The organism is Allosaccharopolyspora coralli, assembly GCF_009664835.1.
Classification (GTDB): domain Bacteria; phylum Actinomycetota; class Actinomycetes; order Mycobacteriales; family Pseudonocardiaceae; genus Allosaccharopolyspora; species Allosaccharopolyspora coralli.
In genome coordinates, this window is the sequence record NZ_CP045929.1 from 3970698 (window position 1) to 3988444 (window position 17747).

Sequence of the window (17747 nt, forward strand, 5' to 3'; positions counted from 1 at the left end):
GGCCAGGGTCGTGTGTGGCTCGTAGGCTGACCGGATGATGGATTCGCGGCGGTTGCACGTCCTGCGTGCACTCGCCGACCACGGCACCGTGCGAGCCGCCGCCGAAGCGTTGTTCCTCACCCCGTCTGCGGTGTCCCAGCAGCTCAACGCGCTCGAGAGCGAGGCCGGCCAGTCGCTGCTGGAACGGCGCGGTCGCCGCGTGCGGCTGACCGCCGCGGGCGAGCTGCTCGCAGAACACGCGACCACGGTCCTCGCGGAGCTGGATCGTGCCGAGGCGACGCTGGCGGCGTGTGCCGCGGGCGCCGTGGGGCGCGTGGAGGTCGCCTCGTTCTCGTCGGCGATCACGCAGGTCCTGGCTCCGGTGATCGCGTCGCTGCGAGAGCAGGCTCCGGACGTCACCGTCCGGGTACGCGACGCCGAAGGACACGAGAGCGTGGCACTGCTGCTCACCGGGGACGTCGACGTCGCGATCTCGATGGAGTACAGCTCGACGTTGCAGGCCGACGACAACCGGGTGACCCGGTACCCGCTCTACGCCGAACCGTTCGACGTCGTCCTGCCGCCCGGCCACGAACTCGCCGCACGCGAGGCGATCGAGCTGACGTCCTTACGGGACGAGGAGTGGATCTCGCCGCTGCCGGGGAATCCGTGCCGATCGGTGGCGGAAGTGTCCTGTGAGAACTCGGGATTCCTCCCCCGCACCACACACACCTCGGACGACTACCACGCCGTCGTCGCGCTGGTGGCTGCCGGAACGGGAGTGGCGCTGGTACCGCGTACCGCGATCGACCCGGGGCACGAGGCAGTCGTGCGTCCGGTCTCGGGCCGACCGCCGACACGTCGCGTGTTCGCTGCCGTCCAACGTGGACGGGAACAGCATCCGCTCCTGCGACTCGTGCTGGACGCGGTCCAGTCCCAGGCGCGCACCGCGTTCGCCGCGGTCTGACTTAACGACAAGCCGCCGGGAGGCGGCGCTCAGCGGTCCTTGCACGTTGGGTCGTGTCAGCAGCGGACGCAGCCGGACCACCGGCGGGTTCTCAGCGCCCTCCTCGCGAGGACAGCGGTTTCGTGGCGTAGGTGGCTACTCGAGATACCGATCCCGCAGCGAGGAGGGCGCTGAGGTTCCGCCACCCGACCCACCGAGCAACACCTGCTGATGAGGAGTTCTCTCTACGCCACAGTGCGGCCGGAGCGCCACACGGCGTGGGTGAGCGGAACGCCGGGACGGTAGGCCAGCCACGACGAGCTCGGGGCGTCGAGCACGTGCAGGTCGGCGCGCGCGCCCGGCCGGACGACGCCGACCGCTCCGTCTCCGGTCTCGCGCCGCAGCGCCCGCGCTCCGCCCCACGTCGCGGCTCGTACCGCTTCGTCCACGGTCATGCGCATCTGGAGCACTGCCGTGGTGACGCAGTACGCCATCGACGAGGTGTACGACGACCCGGGGTTGCAGTTCGACGCGAGCGCCACGGTCGCACCGGCGTCGAGGAGGCGACGAGCGTCCGGAAGTGGTTGCCGCGTCGAGAGATCACAAGCAGGCAGCAGCGTGGCCACCGTCTCCGACCCGGCGAGCGCGTCCACATCGGACTGTTCGAGGTACGTGCAGTGGTCGACGCTGGCCGCCTCGGTTTCGACGGCGAGACGAATCCCCGGACCGGACCCGAGTTGGTTGCCGTGTACTCGCAGCCCGAGCCCGCGCTTCTTCGCGGCGAGCAGTACCCGGCGGGACTGGTCCTCGTCGAAAGCCCCGGACTCGCAGAACACGTCGCACCAGCGCACGTGCGGGGCCACCGCGTCGAGCATGTCCCCGCAGACGAGGTCGACGTAGTCGTCGGCGTCCTCGCCGGGCGGGACGAGGTGTGCGCCGAGGAAGGTCACTTCGTCGGCGACCCCGGCGGCGACGCGCGCGGCTCGAAGTTCGTCCGCCACGGTGAGCCCGTAGCCGGTTTTCGTCTCGACGCAGGTGGTTCCCTGGGCGGCGGCTTCGTCGACGTGACGGCGCACCGTCTCGGCCAGGTCCTCGTCGGTGGCCGCGCGGGTCGCCTCGACGGTCACCGCGATGCCACCGGCACGATAGGGCTCGCCGTTCATGCGGGCGGCGAACTCCGCCGTCCGGTCTCCGGCGAACACGAGGTGCGTATGGCTGTCGACCCAGCCGGGCAGCACCGCGCGCCCCTCGACGTCGACCCGTTCGTCACCTTCGGGCGCCTGCGATTCGGGGCCGACCCAGGCGACCCTGTCGCCGTCGAGGACGATCGCGGCGCCGGTCAGAGTGCCCAGTTCGTCGTCCTGCGTGGGCAGTTCGCCGATCCCGGTAATAACAGTGCTTGCCATCGCTCACTCATTCTCGTGGTTACGTGAACTCTCTGACCCGCGTGTGTCCTGCGGGAATCGACGGGTCAGGTGACGGCCTCGATGGCGTCGGCGAGGGACCGCCCGAGATCCGGGAACGCGTGGTGCCCGCGGTCGCGGACGACGATGCGGCCGTCGACGACGACGTGGTGGACGTCATCGCCGCGTGCGGCGACGAGAGCGGTCTCGGCGGGGACACCGGCGAGTCGCGGACTGTCCAGTCCGATCGTCACGAAGTCGGCCCGGGCCCCCACGTCGAGGCGTCCGGCGTCGTGCCATCCGAGCGAACGTTGCCCCGACTCGGCACCGATGTCGAGGAGGTCGGCCGGCCCGAAGCTGCCCCGCGTCTCGGTGCTGAGTCGCGTGTTACCTTCGACCGCTTGGATCTCGGTGAACGGGTCGATGACGGAGTGCCCGTCGCTGCCCACCGACAGCGGGCTTCCGGCGACGGCGAGTTCGGTGGCAGGCCCGATCCCGTCGGCGAGGTCGCTCTCGGTCGTCGGGCACAGGCACACACCCGTGCGGCTGCTCCCGAGCAGCGCCGTGTCGGCGGCCGCGAGATGCGTGGCGTGCACGGCGGTCGTGGCGGCACCGAGTGCGCCGTGACGGTCGAGCAGTTCGGTCGGGGTGCAACCGTGTGCTGCGAGGCACGCGGCGTTCTCCGCACGCTGTTCGGACAGATGGACGTGGAGCGGAACTTCGTTGCGGTGGGCCCACCCTGCGACGTCCTCGATCGCCGCGGACGGGACGGCGCGAACCGAATGGATGGCCGCTCCGAGCAACACGCTGTCCGAGCCGATCGCGGATTTGTCCACTCGGGACAACCAACCGTCGACGTCACCGTCGGTGTAGCGCCATTGCACACCGGTGACGTCGGCGCCGAACCCGCCTGCGAGATAGCAGGTGTCGAGCAGCGTCAAGCGAATCCCGGCGTCGGAGGCGGCGGCGACGAGGGCGGTGTTCATGGCGTTGGGATCGTCGTAGCCGCGGCCGCCCGGCGCGTGGTGCAGGTAGTGGAACTCGCCGACGGAGGTCATGCCCGCCAACACCATTTCCGCGTACACCGCGCGGGCGAGCTGGTAATAGCGGTCCGGGTCGAGGTTCTCCGCGACGGCATACATCTGGTCCCGCCACGTCCAGAACGTGCCGCGTCCGCCCGAGGTCCGGCCGCGAAGTGCGCGGTGGAAAGCGTGCGAATGCGCGTTGGCCAAGCCCGGAATCGTCAATCCCCACAGGGTTTCCGCGTGCGGCGGCGGTGACTTCGCGCGTTCCACCGCGGTGATGTGTGCGTCCTCGATCTCGAGGACGGCGCCGTGGACCACCCCGCTCGGTAGCCACGCGTGTTCGCACCAGTACGTCGTCGTCATCAGGCCGCCAAGTGTCGCAGAGTTCGGGCCAGCGCACGGGTTCCGTCGAGGCAGTCGCCTGCTTCGGCGAACTCGTCGGGCGCGTGGCTGATCCCGGTGGGGTTTCGGACGAACAGCATCGCGGTCGGTGTCGTGGCCGCGAGCACTCCGGCGTCGTGCCCTGCACCGGTCGGCAGTGTCGGGGCGTCGAGCAGACCCGAGAGGTCGTCGCGGAACCCGGCTTCGAACGACACCGTCGGTGTGTAGGACTCCTCCGACACCTGGACGGTGCAGCCCTCGTCGACGGCGATCTGCTGGGCAACCTCGGTGAGTTCGCCGACGATCTCCCCTACGTGTTCACCGTGCTCGCTGCGTGCGTCGAGCCAGACGTCCACAGTGGAGGCGATCACGTTCGTTCCACCGGGAGTCGGCACGAGTCTGCCGACCGTGGCACGGGAACCGTCTCGTGTGAAGGCCGCGCGCCGGGTGGCGGAGACGAGTTGCGCGGCGGGCAGCATCGGGTCACTCCGGTCGTCCATCAGCGTGGCCCCCGCGTGGTTTCCCTGACCGCGGAACCGGAATCGCCACCGCCCGTGCGCGAGGATGCTGGAGGCGACGGCCACCGAGCGGTCGAGGTCGACCAGTCCCCGCCCCTGCTCGACGTGCAGCTCGACGAACTGTCCGATGCGCCCGAGTGACTCGTCGTCGCGTCCGACGTGGTCGGGAGCGAGCCCGGAAGACCTCATCGCCTCGGCGAAGGTGACGCCGTCGGGGTCGCGCAAGTCGCGCGCGACGTCCGGGTCGATCGCGCCGGTCAGCAGGCGGGACCCCAGGCACGGCACGCCGAACCGGGATCCCTCCTCCTCCGCGAACACCGACACCGCCACCGGCCGCGAGGGTTCGAAACCCTCGGCCCGGAGCAGGTCGATCGCCGTGAGCGAGCACGCCACGCCGAGCGGGCCGTCGAAGGCGCCGCCGCCGGGAACGGAGTCGAGGTGGCTCCCGGTGACGACGGCGTCGGGTGCCGGTTCACCCCACCACGCCCACACGTTCGCGTTGCGGTCCGTGGTGACCTGCAAACCGCGTTTCTCGGCCTGGCCGGTGAACCATTCCCGCAGCTCGTGCTCGGACCGGTCGAAAACGTGCCTGCTGTAACCGCCGCGCGCGCCGTCGGCGCCGACCGTGGTGATCTCGGCGAGCAGATCGGTGGGTGAACTCACGACACTCTCCTTCAGCGACCGTTCGGGATGTGCACTCCGCGCTGTGCGGCGACGTCGTCCGCCCGGTCGTATCCGGCGTCGACGTGGCGGATGACGCCCATACCCGGATCGTTGGTCAGGACCCGGTTCAGCTTCTGCGCCGCGAGCGGCGTCCCGTCGGCGACCGTGACCTGGCCGGCGTGCAGCGAGCGCCCCATTCCGACACCACCGCCGTGGTGCAGCGACACCCACGTCGCTCCGGAGGCCGTGTTGACCAGCGCGTTCAGCAGCGGCCAGTCGGCGATGGCGTCGGACCCGTCGGCCATGCCCTCGGTTTCGCGGTACGGGGAGGCGACCGAGCCGCAGTCCAGGTGGTCGCGTCCCAGCGCCAACGGTGCCGTCAGCTCACCGGAGGCGACCATGTCGTTGAACCGCTCCCCTGCTCGGTCACGCTCGCCGTAACCGAGCCAGCAGATCCGTGCGGGCAGCCCCTGGAACTGGACCTTTTCCCGCGCCATCCGGATCCAGCGCTGGAGCTTGTCGTCGTCGGGGAACAGCTCCAGCAGTGCCCGGTCGGTGGCCGCGATGTCGGCGGGATCGCCGGACAGCGCCGCCCACCGGAACGGGCCTTTGCCTTCGCAGAACAGCGGGCGAATGTAGGCGGGCACGAATCCCGGGTAGTCGAAGGCACGGGCGTAGCCGCCTTCCTTGGCTTCGCCGCGCAGCGAGTTGCCGTAGTCGAAGACCTCGGCACCGTTGTCCAGGAAACCCACCATCGCCTCGACGTGCTTGGCGATGGAATCCCGTGCCCTGTCGGTGAACTCGTCGGGCTTCTTGGCCGCGTACTCGTCCCAGTCATCGAGCTCGACACCGGCGGGAAGGTACGACAGCGGGTCGTGCGCCGAGGTCTGGTCGGTGACGATGTCGGCGTCGACACCCCTGCGCAGCAGCTCAGGGAGCACCTCGGCGGCGTTGCCGATGACGGCGACCGAGTACGCGCGGCGCTCGCGCTTGGCCGCCACGGCCCGCTCGATCGCGACGTCGAGCGAGTCGGCGACTTCGTCGAGGTATCCGTGCCGTACACGGCGATGCGCCCGGTCCGGGTCGCACTCGACGACAAGCGTCGAGCCGCCGTTCATCGTGACCGCCAACGGCTGCGCGCCGCCCATTCCGCCGAGTCCCGCGGTGACCGTCAGCGTTCCCGCCAGCGTCCCGCCGAAGCGCTTCTCCGCCACAGCGGCGAAAGTTTCGAACGTGCCCTGCAGAATCCCCTGCGTGCCGATGTAGATCCAGGATCCGGCGGTCATCTGCCCGTACATCGTCAGCCCGAGCGCGTCGAGACGACGGAACTCCGGCCACGTCGCCCAGTCGCCGACGAGGTTCGAGTTCGCGATGAGCACCCGCGGCGCCCACTCGTGGGTGCGCATCACGCCGACGGGCTTGCCGGACTGCACCAGCATCGTCTCGTCCTCGCCGAGCGTGGTGAGTTCGCGGGTGATGGCGTCGAAACTCGCCCAGTCCCGGGTGGCTTTGCCGGTTCCGCCGTAGACGACGAGGTCGTCCGGGCGTTCGGCGACCTCGGGGTCGAGGTTGTTCTGCAGCATCCGCAGCGGCGCCTCGGTGTTCCAGCTGCGGGCGGTGAGGTCGGTGCCGCGCGCCGCGCGCACGGGTCGGGCTCCAGCGCTCATGGTCTCTCCCAAGGTCAGCGAGCGAACTCGTTGCAGGTGTCCCGCACGGCTCCGGTGCGGATGAGGTCTTCGACGGCGGCGATCTGCGGTGCGAGGTGGCGGTCCGGGCCCGGCCCGTCGACGCGGGTGCGGATCAGGTCACGGACGGCACCGGTGGCCGGTCCGGGCGTCAGCGGTGCGCGCAGGTCCAGCGCGCGCGCCGCGGTGAGCAGTTCGACGGCCAGCACGGTGGTGAGCCCGTCGACGGCCTTGCGGAGTTTGCGAGCCGCAGCCCACCCCATCGACACGTGGTCCTCCTGCATCGCGCTGCTCGGGATGGAGTCCACGGACGCGGGCGCGGCGAACCGCTTCAGTTCGGAGACGACGCCGGCCTGCGTGTAGTGGCCGATCATGTGCCCGGAGTCGACGCCGGGATCGTCGGCGAGGAAGGCGGGCAAGCCGTGCGAACGCGCCACGTCGAGCATCCGGTCGGTCCGGCGCTCGGCGATGCTCGCGACGTCGGCGACCGGGATGGCGAGGAAGTCCGCCGCGTAGGCGACCGGCGCGCCGTGGAAGTTGCCGTTCGACTCCACGCGCCCGTCGCCGAGAACGACGGGATTGTCGATCGCGGAGGCGAGTTCCCGGTCGGCGACGGTGTCGACGTAGCCCACCGTGTCGCGGGCGGCACCGTGCACCTGCGGGGAGCAGCGCAGCGAGTAGGCGTCCTGCACCTGGTGGCAGTCCGGGCCCCGGTGGCTCGCGACGATCGGCGAGTCCGCCAGGAACGCGAGCATCCGCGCGGAGGAGTGCGCCTGCCCGGGATGCGGGCGCAGCGCCTGCAGGTCCGCGTCGAAGACACGGTCGGTGCCCAGCAGCGCCTCGACGCTCATCGCGGCGGAGACGTCGGCGACGTCGAGCAGTGCGGCGACGTCGTGGGCCGTGAGCACCAGCATGCCGAGCATCCCGTCGGTGCCGTTGGTCAGCGCGAGACCTTCCTTCTCGGCGAGCACGACCGGCTCGATCCCGGCCTCGGCGAGCGCCTCGGCGGCGGGCCTGCGGCCTCCGTCCTCGGTGAGGACCTCGCCCTCGCCGGTCAGTGCGAGCGCGGCGGCCGCCAGCGGCGCCAGGTCGCCGGAGCAGCCGAGCGACCCGTACTCGTGCACCACCGGCACGATGCCCGCATTGAGCATCGCGGCGTAGGCCTGCGCCGTCTCCGGGCGGACGCCGGTGTGGCCGGTGGCGATGGTCTGCAGGCGTAGCAGCATCAGGGCGCGCACGACCTCGGGCTCGACGGCAGGGCCGGCTCCGGCGGCGTGCGAGCGCACGAACGAGCGTTGCAGCGCGGTGCGGCGGTCGGCAGGGATGTGCCGCACGGCCAGCGCGCCGAAACCGGTGGAGACGCCGTAGGTCGGTTCGGTCGCCGCGGCGAGGCCTTCGATGTGCTTGCGGGTCTCGGCGATGCCGTGCTCGGCCGCGGCGGACAGCGTGACAGGCGCACCTCGCCTGGCCACCGCGACGACGTCGTCCGGAGTCAGCGGCCGGGGGGCGATCTCGCGCACGTTCCGAGTGGTCTCTGTCATGTCTCCATGGCACCGCACGCGGCGCCGGAGCAGAAGGCCGGTTAAGGTGACTGTGTCTGGTATTTCAGACCGTACGCACGAACGGGGAGGCGAGCCGTGAGCAGCAGCGACATTCCCGCGTTGCGGCGCGGGCTCGCGGTGCTGCGGGTGCTCGCCCAGCGGCCGGGGCCGGTTCCGGCGGCGACCATCGCGCGCGAACTCGACCTTCCCCGGTCGACGACGTACCACCTGCTCGCCGAACTGGTCGACGCCGGATTCGCGACCCACTTGCCCGAGGAACACCGCTACGGGCTCGGCATGGCGACGTTCGAACTCGGCTCGGCCTACCTACGTCACGACCCCCTGGAACGGCTCGCCGGTCCACTGCTGCGGACCCTCGTCGACAGGGTCGGACATACCGCTCACCTGGGTGTCCTGCACGGCGGCGAGTCGCTGTACCTCGTCAAGGAGCGGCCCTCGCAGCCGGAGACCCTGGTGACCGACGTCGGGGTCCGGCTGCCGGGGCAGCTCACCGCATCGGGGCGGGCGATGCTCGCGCACTTGCCTGCGGCACAGGTGCGGGCGGTGCTGCCGAGTAGCGACCACTTCGTCGTCCGCACCGATCGGGGTCCGACGAACCTGCCCGCGCTGCGGAGGCTGCTCGGCGAGGAGCTCCGGCGTGGATGGGCGGTCGAGGACGGCTACGTCACGGCCGGATTCGCGTCTGTGGCGTGCCCGGTGTTCGACCACAACGCGCACCCGACCGCGGCGATCAGCGTGACGTTCCGGCACGTCTGCGAGGACGGTTCGTGCGGACACACCTGGCCGGAGCTCGCGGGGGAGGTCCGCCGCGCGGCCGCCAACCTCACCGCCCGCATCGGCGGCCACCCCTGATCGGGGCGAACGGCACGTTCGCCCCACCACACGAGGCGAAAGTGCCGTTCGCCTCACCACACGAGGCGAAAGTGCCGCTCGCCCCACCAGGGCAGCTCCACCGGGCGAACGAGGCGAAAGTGCCGCTCGCCCCACCACACGAGGCGAACGTGCCGCTCGCCACACGAGACGAGGCGAAAGTGCCGCTCGCCTCGTGTGGGTCGGCTCAGAGGCCGGCTTCTTGGACGAAGGTCTTGGCGACGTCGGCGGGGTTGGCCTTGTCCACCTCGAGCCGCTTGTTCAGGTCGGTGAGCTTCTGCGTCGTCAACGTCCGAGAGACGGTGTTCAGCACTTCGACCTGCTCCGGGCTGAGCTTGTCCTTGCCGACCAGCGGCACGACGTTCTGGGCCGGGAACATGCTCTTCGGGTCCTCCAACGGAACGAGGTTGTTCGCCTCGATCGTCGACGAGGTGGTGAACAGGTTCGCGACCTGGATGTTGCCGCTGGTGAGCTCGTCGACGAGTGCGGTGCCCGCCTCGACGCTGCGGATCTCCCGGAACGTGCAGCCGTAGGTTTCTGCGATCTGGGTCTCCCACCGCTGCTTCCACTCGCTGGGTGCGCCGAGCACGAACTCACCGCACCGTGGCCCGAGGTCCTCGAGGCTGCGGATGCCGGTCCCGGCGGTCTCGGCGGTGACGGTGAGGACGTCGGAGTCCTCGGCCGGCGAGTAGTCGAGGACGTCGAGTTCCGGTGGCAGGCTGCGCTGGAGTTCCTCGTACACCGGACCCGGCTCGGTGCTGGTGGCCGAGTCGTTGACGAACTCGAGCAGGTTGCCGGTGTAGTCGGGCACCACGCTGAGCTCGCCGTCCCGCGCCGCGTTGAAGTACACCTCGCGCGAACCGATGCGCGGCTTGAGTTCGACCTGCGCACCGGTGGTTTCGAGCGCTTCGCCGTAGATGTGCATGAGCAGTTCGCTCTCGGCGATGTCGGCGGAGCCGATGACGATCGGCCCACCCTGACCACCGTCGCCGGATTGCAGTGGGTCGCCGGAGCCGCAGGACGCGAGTCCCACCGCGAGGGCGACCGCTGCTCCGGTAGCCACGAGTCGTTGCATCGCGTTACCTTTCTGTCGGTCCTGCTGCCGTGGTCTGTGCGGCGAGGACGACGCCGCGCGGCACGAACGCGCGGGACAGGCCCGCCAGCACCGCGTCGAGCACGACCGCGAGCGTGGCGACGAGGATCGCGGCGGCGGCCATCTGGGCGTAGTCACTGACTTTCAATCCGTCGAGCAGGGTGCGGCCGAGCCCGCCCAGGCCGACGTAGGCCGCGACGGTGGCGGTGGCGACGACCTGCAGCATGGCGCTGCGCACACCGCCGAACACGAGCGGCAGAGCGTTGGGGATCTCGACGCCGAGAAGGCGTTGCCGTCCGGTCATCCCCATCCCGCGTGCCGCGTCGACCGCTTCGGCGGGCACGTTGCGAATACCCGCGTACGTCCCGGACAGGATCGCCGGGATCGCGAGCACCACGAGTCCGGCGAGCGCGGGCACCTCACCGACGCCGAGGAACAGCACGAGGAGCGTGACCACGCCGAGCGTGGGCAGGGCACGGATCGCGTTGCCGACACCGACGACGAAGACCGCGCCGCGCCCGGTGTGTCCGATGTAGAGGCCGAGCGGCACCGCGATCACGGCCGCCACGGCGACGGAGACCACGCAGTAGTACAGGTGCAGCAGCATCTGCATGGGGACTCCACCCGAACCGGACCAGTTCTCCGGGTCGGTCAGCCACGCCACGATCTCGCCGATCATGCCGCGCTCACCTGCCCGGCCCTGGCCCACGGGGTGAGTCTCCGCCACACGGCGACGAGCAGCAGGTCGATCAGCAGCGCCAGTAGCAGGGTGAAGGCGATGCCGACGCCGATCTGGAACAGGTAGTCGCGTTGGAACCCGTCGGTGAACAGGCGCCCGAGCCCGCCGATGCCGACGAGCGCGCCCACGCTGACCAGGCTGATGTTGCTCACCGACGCGACCCGGACACCCGCGACGAGTACCGGGACGGCCAGCGGCAGTTCCACGGCGAGGAACCGGCGTCCCTGCCGGTATCCCATCGCGGTCGCCGCCGCGATGACGTGCTGGGGGACGGCGACGAGCGCGTCGAGCACGGGGCGCACGAGCAGCGCGGCCGTGTAGAGGGTCAGTGCGATGACGACGTTGATCGACGACAGCAGCGGGGTGCCGATGATGCCGGGTATGAGCACGAACAGCGCCAGCGACGGAACCGTGTAGACCACGTTCGACGCGCCGAGGACCAGCGCGCGAACCCGGGTCACCTGCTGGGCGAGACGGCCCAGTGGCAACGCGAGCAGGAGGCCGAGCAGCAGCGGCACCAGCGACAGGTAGAGGTGTTCGAGCAACGACCCGACCACCAGCTCCCGGTTGCTGGGGCTGCCGAAGAAGCGGGCGAACTCCTCGATCACGGCGTGCTGCTCTCGTGGGCGACGGCGCGCCGGTGTTCGATGAGGTCGAAGACCTCGCGGGCGGTGACGACTCCCAGGTGGTGGCCGTCGTCGTCGACGACCACCCCGAGCCCGGACGGTGCGGAGAGCACGGCGTCGAGGGCGCCGCGGAGTGGACCGCCACGGCGGTGCAGGGATCCGCCCGCCATCAGGTCGGTTTCCGCGACCGGTCCGTCCACTGTGGTCTCTTGGCGCAGCCAGCCGCGTGGCCGGTCGTTCGCGTCGAGCACGAGCGTCCAGCTCTGCCGTGCGGTGGGAGGCGAGTCGCCGAGCCGGACCGTGTCGACGGCTTCGACGCGCACCTCGTCGGATTCCACGAACGACAGTCGCCGGTAGCCGCGGTCACGGCCGACGAACGAGGTCACGAAGTCGTCGGCCGGTTCGGCGAGCAGGTCGTCCGGGGCGGCGTACTGCGCGAGGTGCCCGCCCTGGCGCAGAACCGCGACCTTTTCCCCGAGTTTGACGGCCTCGTCGATGTCGTGGGTGACGAACAGCACCGTCTTGTCGAGTTCGTCCTGCAGCCGCAGCAGCTCGTCCTGCAGACCCTCGCGCACGATCGGGTCGACGGCACTGAACGGTTCGTCCATCAGCAGCACCGGCGGATCCGCCGCGAGCGCACGCGCGACACCGACGCGCTGCTGCTGGCCGCCGGAGAGCTGCACCGGGTACCGCTGGCCGAGATCGGCGGGCAGGCCGACGAGTTCGAGCAGTTCCGACGCGCGGCTGCGGGCTTTCGTCTTGCTCCAGCCGAACAGCAACGGCACGGTGGCGACGTTGTCGAGCACGGTGCGGTGCGGGAACAGGCCCGCTTGCTGGATGACGTAGCCGATACCTCGTCGCAACTGGGCGGGGTCGGAGTCGCGGACGTCGGCACCGTCGACGCGGACCACGCCGGACGACGGGTCGATCATCCGATTGACCATGCGCAGCAGGGTCGTCTTGCCGCAGCCGGAGGGACCGACCAGGACCGTGATGGTGCCCGGCTGCACGGACAGGCTGAGTTCCTGGACGGCCACCGTGCCGTTGGCGTACTCCTTGCGCACGGACTCGAACTCGATCACCGAGCCCCCTCGCGGATCACCGACAGCCACTCGCCGACCGTCGCAAACCTGATCGACTGTAACCGGATCGGGCGGCGTATGCGATGCAGCGAGGGCGCGGTCACGCCTCCGCCTGCCAGGTCGGGCAGCGGAAACTCAGCGCCGGTGGTCGGCTGCGTCCGTGGTGACCCGCTCGACGGCTCCGCCGCTGACCCGACACGACGACAGCTCATTCCGCAAGGACCTCTACTGTGGGCGGCCTGATGAGCACACCCGAGAACCCTGCGCACTCCTTTCCCTCCGAGGACCCGACCCCCGGCGAGGCGGTGCGAGCGATGATCGACTCCTCGGGCGCGCAGTCCGGTCCGCTGCGCCGGATTCTCGCACTACTCGGCGAGGGGCCGATCACGTTCGACGCGCTCGTCCGGGAGTCGGCTACGCCCCGCCGCACCGTCGAGGAGCTGCTGTCGGCAGCCGGTTCGGCGGTCACGACCGACCACGGTGAGGTGCGCCTCACCGATCCCGGTTTCGCGGCGCAGTTCACGCGGACAGAGCCCGCAACGCCGTCCCATGCGGCGGATTTCGTCCGCCAGGCGGTCGAATCCGGCCCCGTCGCCCGTGCTGCGCTCGATCACGTGACGGCCACGCCGGAGACCGTGCTGCGCCGGGCGGAATGGCTCCGCGACCATTACGACCTGCGCGGGGCCACGGTGGTGTGCGTCGGCGACCACGACCTGACCTCGCTGGCGGTGGCGATGGTCGAACCGAGCGCGCGGGTACTCGCCCTGGACCTCGACGAGCGGGTGCTCGCCCACATCGACACGCTCGCCGCCGAGCACGACCTGCCGGTGCGCACCTTGCACGCCGACTTCCGGTTCGGGCTCGCACCGAGCGTGCGGGAGTGCGCGGATCTGGTGTTCACCGACCCGCCGTACACACCCGAGGGCGTCGGACTGTTCGCCGCGCGCTCCGCGGAATGCCTCGATGAGCAGGGCAGAATGCTGGTGGCGTACGGCTACAGCGACCGCACGCCTGCCCTGGGCCATGCCGTGCAGCAGGAACTGCTTCGCCTCGGGTTCGTGTTCGAGGCGATCGTGCCGGACTTCCACCGGTACCACGGCGCGCAGGCGATCGGCAGCGCCAGCGACCTGCTGGTGTGCCGCCCGACCTCGCAGACTCGCAAGGTACTACGCCGCACGGGCGGGATTTACACACACGGTCCGCAGTCCGTGGAGTCCTCCTCGGGCTCCATGGACGAACAGTCCCGGACGGCTCTGCGGAACCTTGTCGGCCACGACGAGTTGAGCCCGCCGGGGTGGGACCGCCCGCTGCGCAAGACGGCTGCGACACCGATCTTCGACCTCCGGGACGATCCCGGGCCGTGGCTGCTGCGGATGCTGCTCGCCTGCAACGGGTCCTCGGCGGCGTTCCTGGTGCCGAACAACCATCCCGACATCGCCGACGCTGCCGGCCAGACGGCACTGCGCGAGCTGATCACGGGGAAGTTCGGTATCCGGTTCCACCGCAGCACGCCCGATTCACGCCACGCCGTCGTCCTCGCCGAGTCCACTTCGGACGGATCGGTACACGGGCGATTGCTGTGGCGCGCGCACGGCAAACTGGGCAACACCTGGCGTGAGGCGCTCGTCGCGGCCAGCGGCGGAGACCTCACCAAACGCACGGCTCGGGCCCGCGTCGCCGAATCGGCCCCCGTGCCTGAGGATCTGCACGTCCGGCTGATCGACCTGCCGCGCCACCGAATCGCGGCGGTGCTGCACGCGGCAGGTTGATATGTAGCATCCCTCGTGTCACCGTGAGGAAACGAACGTTGCTACACAAAGGGAGGGGCTCATGGAGATCAGCATCGACCCGGACTCGGCAGTCCCGCCGTTCGAGCAGGTCCGGGCCACGATCGCCGAACGTGTCAACGACGGCAGCCTCGCGATCGGCACCAAACTCCCGACCGTACGGGCACTCGCGAACGACCTCGGTATCGCGGCGAACACCGCCGCCCGCGCCTACCGGGAACTCGAACACGCCGGACTGCTCGAGACACGCGGACGCGCGGGCACGTTCGTCAGCTCCAGCGGGGACCGCACGCGCGCACGCGCCCAGAAAGCCGCCCGCACCTACGCCGAGGTCGTGCACGGGCTCGGGCTGGACGCCGACGAGGCACTCGCCATCGTCACCGCCGCCCTGCGCTCCGAACACGCATAGCGGGCACGGATGAGCGTCAGGTTCCCCGGGGGATGTCGAGCGGGCCGAGCGAGAGGATGGTGCGGAACTCGCGGGCCGGGATGGCGCGGGAGAACAACCAGCCCTGGTAGAAGTCCACCCCCACGCCGGAGAGCACGTGGAACTGGGTCGCGGTCTCCACCCCTTCGGCCACGCACTGCCTGCCCATCGCGCGCGCCATGTCCACCACGGCGCGGGCCACCGCGAAGTCCGAGGCGTCGCCGCCGACGCCGGAGACGAAACTGCGGTCCACCTTGATGATCTGCGCCGGAAGGTCCTTCAACCGGGCCAGCGACGAGTACCCGGTACCGAAGTCGTCCACAGCGAACCGGAGCCCGCGCCCCGACAATTCGCCCATCGCCTGCCTGCTGCGGGACGGCAGATCGACCAGAGCAGTCTCCACGAGCTCCAGGATCACGCGGCTCGGATCGATGCCGCACTCGTCGACGGTCCTGGTGATGGTGTCGACGAACTCCCGGTCGCCGGGCACCAGCGCCGCCAGGTTCACCGCGATCGACACCGGGCGCCCGTTGTTCGACGGCCACTGCGCGGCCTCCCGCAACGCCGTCCGCAGCGCCCACCGGTCCAGGTCACGCAGCAGGTCACCTTGTTCGGCGACGGGCAGGAAGGCACCGGGCCCGAGCAGCCCGCGGTCGGGATGCGGCCACCTGGCCAGGGCCTCCGCACTGGCGATCGAGCCGTCGCCTGCCACCACCGGCTGATAGTGCAACGCCAGGCCGTCGTTGTGCAGCGCCTCCCGAAGTTGCCCCTCGAGATGCAGCTGCCGGTCCGCCGAGGCCATCAGCGCCGGGCTGGCCAGCGACACCCGCCCGGCGCCGCGCCGCTTCGCCTCGAACATCGCCGCGTCGGCGAAACGGAACAGGTCCTCGCCCGCCGTCGTGCCACTGCTCGGGACCGCGGCGCCGATCGAGGCCGAGACCCGCACCAGCTGGCCGTGCACCGGAACGGCGGTGCGCAGCAGCGACGCGACCTTCGTGGCCAGCGCGTCCACGCCACCGACGGCTTCGATGTCGGGACAGATGATGAGGAACTCGTCACCGGAGAGGCGAGCGGCCGTGCACCCTCCCGGCAGTCCGCCCTCGAGTCGCCGGGCCAACGCCACGAGCAGTTCGTCGCCCGCGTCGTGCCCGAGGGAATCGTTTACCCGTTTGAACTTGTCGATGTCGCAGAACAGGACCGCCACGCGCTCCGAGTCGGCCTTGCCGAGCAACCTGCCCAGCAGTTCCTTCACGGCGGCCCGGTTCGGCAGGCCGGTGAGTTCGTCGTGCGTCGCCTGGTACCGCAACGCTTCGGCGGCCCGGCGACGTTCCGTGACGTCCTGGAAGACCACCAGCCAGAACGTTTCCCCGTCGTCCTGCACGGAGGTCGCCACGTGCAGCTCGCAGTAGACCGGGTCCCCGTCGGCCCGCACGAACAGCCGCTGCGGCAGCCGGTGCCTGCCGTGCTTGCCGGACTCCTCGCCCTGCAGCCCCGTCACGGGCTCGTCCGGATGGGCCATGTCCCTCGTCGACATTCCACGCAACTGGTCGAGCCGGTAGCCGAACAGGTCGCACAGCGCGTCGTTGGCGTCCACGAGACGCTCGGCCTTGTCGAAGACTCCGATCCCGACCGGGGTGACCGAGACGAGGTCGCTGAAGCGCTGGCTGGAGCGCTCCATCTTGGTCACCGCCGTGCGCTGCTCGGTGACGTCCTGCGTGGTGCCGACGAGGATGGTGCGCCCGTCGGCGTGCACCGTCGCCGCACCGTGCGACCGAAACGTCCGGACCGCGCCGTCGTCCCTGCGCAGGTACCGGTACTCGATCTCGACCGGTGCGCCGCCTGCCGCGAGGCTCTTCCAGGCTTCGCGTACCCGGTCGCGGTCGTCCTCGTGCACGTGGTCGATGTCCTCGAGAAGAGTGCCGAACCGGCCTTCGTGGCGGCCCGCGACCTCGAGGAGCATCTCCGAGCTCCAGGTTCTGCCGGTTCGCGGGTCCCACTCCCAGGTGCCGAGGCGCGCGATGCGCTGGGCGTCGTGCAGGCGCCGCCGCTCCTCACGCAGCTGACGCTCCAGCCTGCGCACATCCGTGACGTCCTGCACGGTGCCGATGATTCGGTCGATCTGGCCGTTCTCGTCGCGCTCCACCTTCGCGCGGCACAGGAACACGCATTCCCCGGAGAGGCTGCGGAGTTCGACGTCGAAGACCTGACCGTGCGGGCCTGCGGACAGTTCCTCCCAGAACGCGAGGGCTTTGGCCTGGTCGTCGGTGTGCACACCGTGGATCAGGTCGAACGAGCCGCGCGGATCGGCGGGCGCGCCGGCTCCGTCCGCGATCGCGAGCAACTGTGGGCTGTTGTAGGCCTGGCCGGTCTTCGGGTACAGCGCCCACGCACCGACCTTCGAGATCTCCTGCGCTTCGAGCAGGGTCTCGTGCTCGGTCGCCACGCCGTGGGACACGCTGCGCGCGGTGTCGCCAGGCGTGTCCGTGAGATCGACCAGCACGCTGACCTGCAGCTTGTTGTCGTTGACGTGCGGCCAGCTCACCAGTCGGACCGGGATGTCGCGCTGCCCGGTCCGGATGAACGAGAACTCGCCTGCGAACTCCACGACCTCGGTGAGGTCCATCCCGACGAGGTCGGCGCAGGATTCCAGGCCCGTCAGCGCGGCCGCCTGCGGTGTCGCAGCGACGATCGTGCTGTCGAACCTCGTCAGCAGGGCGGCGGTGTCCGGCAGCGGCAGGTCGACCGCGACGCCCGGGTCGGGCTGCGCCCGCCCGAAACCGGACGGCGTCGCCGCCGTTTCCGAAGCTCGTGCCGCTTGGCTCTGCTCCGTCAACAGACCACCTTCTCCGAGCTCGGCAGCAGGTTCGTCCCCGACGGTGACTCACTTCCCGGTCTCACCGATCCACCCCCGACTCCTCGGACCCGGCGCCGAGTCCTGGACGAGTGAGCACGAACGCACGC

14 protein-coding genes are annotated in these 17747 nt (G+C 70.4%); 4 read left to right on the top strand and 10 right to left on the bottom strand.

Features of this window, described 5'->3' with window-relative positions; genetic code table 11:
- Positions 1 to 34: 34 nt before the first annotated feature.
- Positions 35 to 946, top strand: coding sequence for a LysR family transcriptional regulator (locus GIY23_RS18485; RefSeq protein WP_154077820.1), 912 nt, complete (start codon positions 35 to 37; stop codon positions 944 to 946).
- A gap of 224 nt (positions 947 to 1170) precedes the next feature.
- Here GIY23_RS18485 and hutI read toward each other — a convergent pair whose 3' ends face one another.
- The 5 genes from hutI to hutH form a co-directional block, all read right to left on the bottom strand.
- Positions 1171 to 2331 carry an imidazolonepropionase gene (hutI, locus tag GIY23_RS18490; RefSeq protein ID WP_154077821.1) on the bottom strand — a complete coding sequence of 387 codons (1161 nt, stop codon included), beginning with the start codon at positions 2329 to 2331 and terminating at the stop codon, positions 1171 to 1173.
- Between the two features lie 65 nt (positions 2332 to 2396).
- A complete protein-coding gene (locus tag GIY23_RS18495) occupies positions 2397 to 3716 on the bottom strand; it encodes a formimidoylglutamate deiminase (RefSeq protein ID WP_154077822.1) in 1320 nt (439 codons plus the stop codon).
- Positions 3716 to 4915: an allantoate amidohydrolase gene (locus GIY23_RS18500; protein WP_154077823.1), complete on the bottom strand. Its 1200-nt coding sequence runs from the start codon at positions 4913 to 4915 to the stop codon at positions 3716 to 3718. The genes GIY23_RS18495 and GIY23_RS18500 overlap by 1 nt, the downstream gene beginning before the upstream one ends.
- A gap of 11 nt (positions 4916 to 4926) precedes the next feature.
- Complete coding sequence (gene hutU / locus GIY23_RS18505; protein ID WP_154077824.1) at positions 4927 to 6582, bottom strand: urocanate hydratase; 1656 nt, start codon at positions 6580 to 6582, stop codon at positions 4927 to 4929.
- 14 nt (positions 6583 to 6596) lie between these two features.
- Positions 6597 to 8141 carry a histidine ammonia-lyase gene (hutH, locus tag GIY23_RS18510; RefSeq protein WP_154077825.1) on the bottom strand — a complete coding sequence of 515 codons (1545 nt, stop codon included), beginning with the start codon at positions 8139 to 8141 and terminating at the stop codon, positions 6597 to 6599.
- Positions 8142 to 8237: 96 nt separating this feature from the next.
- Here hutH and GIY23_RS18515 point away from each other — a divergent pair, with 96 nt between their 5' ends.
- A complete protein-coding gene (locus tag GIY23_RS18515) occupies positions 8238 to 9014 on the top strand; it encodes an IclR family transcriptional regulator (protein ID WP_154077826.1) in 777 nt (258 codons plus the stop codon).
- A 205-nt stretch (positions 9015 to 9219) separates the two neighbouring features.
- Here GIY23_RS18515 and GIY23_RS18520 read toward each other — a convergent pair whose 3' ends face one another.
- The 4 genes from GIY23_RS18520 to GIY23_RS18535 are packed head-to-tail and all read right to left on the bottom strand — an operon-like array spanning position 9220 to position 12572.
- Positions 9220 to 10107 (bottom strand): ABC transporter substrate-binding protein, encoded by an 888-nt coding sequence (locus GIY23_RS18520; RefSeq protein WP_154077827.1) that lies wholly within the window; start codon positions 10105 to 10107, stop codon positions 9220 to 9222.
- A 4-nt stretch (positions 10108 to 10111) separates the two neighbouring features.
- The gene (locus GIY23_RS18525) at positions 10112 to 10804 is read right to left on the bottom strand and encodes an ABC transporter permease (RefSeq protein WP_154077828.1); all 693 of its coding nucleotides are present in this window, start codon (positions 10802 to 10804) and stop codon (positions 10112 to 10114) included.
- Positions 10801 to 11472, bottom strand: a complete 672-nt coding sequence (locus GIY23_RS18530; protein WP_154077829.1) for an ABC transporter permease — start codon at positions 11470 to 11472, stop codon at positions 10801 to 10803. Before GIY23_RS18530 ends, GIY23_RS18525 begins: the two co-directional genes overlap by 4 nt.
- Entirely contained in the window at positions 11469 to 12572 is a 1104-nt protein-coding gene (locus GIY23_RS18535; RefSeq protein WP_154077830.1) for an ABC transporter ATP-binding protein, read from the bottom strand. The genes GIY23_RS18530 and GIY23_RS18535 overlap by 4 nt, the downstream gene beginning before the upstream one ends.
- Before the next feature lie 242 nt (positions 12573 to 12814).
- Between GIY23_RS18535 and GIY23_RS18540 the strand changes: the two genes are divergently transcribed.
- On the top strand, positions 12815 to 14341 hold the full coding sequence (locus GIY23_RS18540; RefSeq protein ID WP_154077831.1) for a bis-aminopropyl spermidine synthase family protein: 1527 nt from the start codon (positions 12815 to 12817) through the stop codon (positions 14339 to 14341).
- Positions 14342 to 14402: 61 nt separating this feature from the next.
- Positions 14403 to 14768: a GntR family transcriptional regulator gene (locus GIY23_RS18545; RefSeq protein ID WP_154077832.1), complete on the top strand. Its 366-nt coding sequence runs from the start codon at positions 14403 to 14405 to the stop codon at positions 14766 to 14768.
- 16 nt (positions 14769 to 14784) lie between these two features.
- Here GIY23_RS18545 and GIY23_RS18550 read toward each other — a convergent pair whose 3' ends face one another.
- On the bottom strand, positions 14785 to 17619 hold the full coding sequence (locus GIY23_RS18550; protein ID WP_228717380.1) for a sensor domain-containing protein: 2835 nt from the start codon (positions 17617 to 17619) through the stop codon (positions 14785 to 14787).
- Between the last annotated feature and the right edge of the window lie 128 nt (positions 17620 to 17747).

Excerpts from the sequence above, each read along its gene's own strand:
- GIY23_RS18485 (WP_154077820.1), top strand. The coding sequence starts at position 35 with ATGATGGATTCGCGGCGGTTGCACGTCCTGCGTGCACTCGCCGACCAC.
- hutI (WP_154077821.1), bottom strand. The coding sequence starts at position 2,331 with ATGGCAAGCACTGTTATTACCGGGATCGGCGAACTGCCCACGCAGGAC.
- GIY23_RS18495 (WP_154077822.1), bottom strand. The coding sequence starts at position 3,716 with ATGACGACGACGTACTGGTGCGAACACGCGTGGCTACCGAGCGGGGTG.
- hutU (WP_154077824.1), bottom strand. The coding sequence starts at position 6,582 with ATGAGCGCTGGAGCCCGACCCGTGCGCGCGGCGCGCGGCACCGACCTC.
- hutH (WP_154077825.1), bottom strand. The coding sequence starts at position 8,141 with ATGACAGAGACCACTCGGAACGTGCGCGAGATCGCCCCCCGGCCGCTG.
- GIY23_RS18520 (WP_154077827.1), bottom strand. The coding sequence starts at position 10,107 with ATGCAACGACTCGTGGCTACCGGAGCAGCGGTCGCCCTCGCGGTGGGA.
- GIY23_RS18525 (WP_154077828.1), bottom strand. The coding sequence starts at position 10,804 with ATGATCGGCGAGATCGTGGCGTGGCTGACCGACCCGGAGAACTGGTCC.
- GIY23_RS18540 (WP_154077831.1), top strand. The coding sequence starts at position 12,815 with ATGAGCACACCCGAGAACCCTGCGCACTCCTTTCCCTCCGAGGACCCG.
- GIY23_RS18545 (WP_154077832.1), top strand. The coding sequence starts at position 14,403 with ATGGAGATCAGCATCGACCCGGACTCGGCAGTCCCGCCGTTCGAGCAG.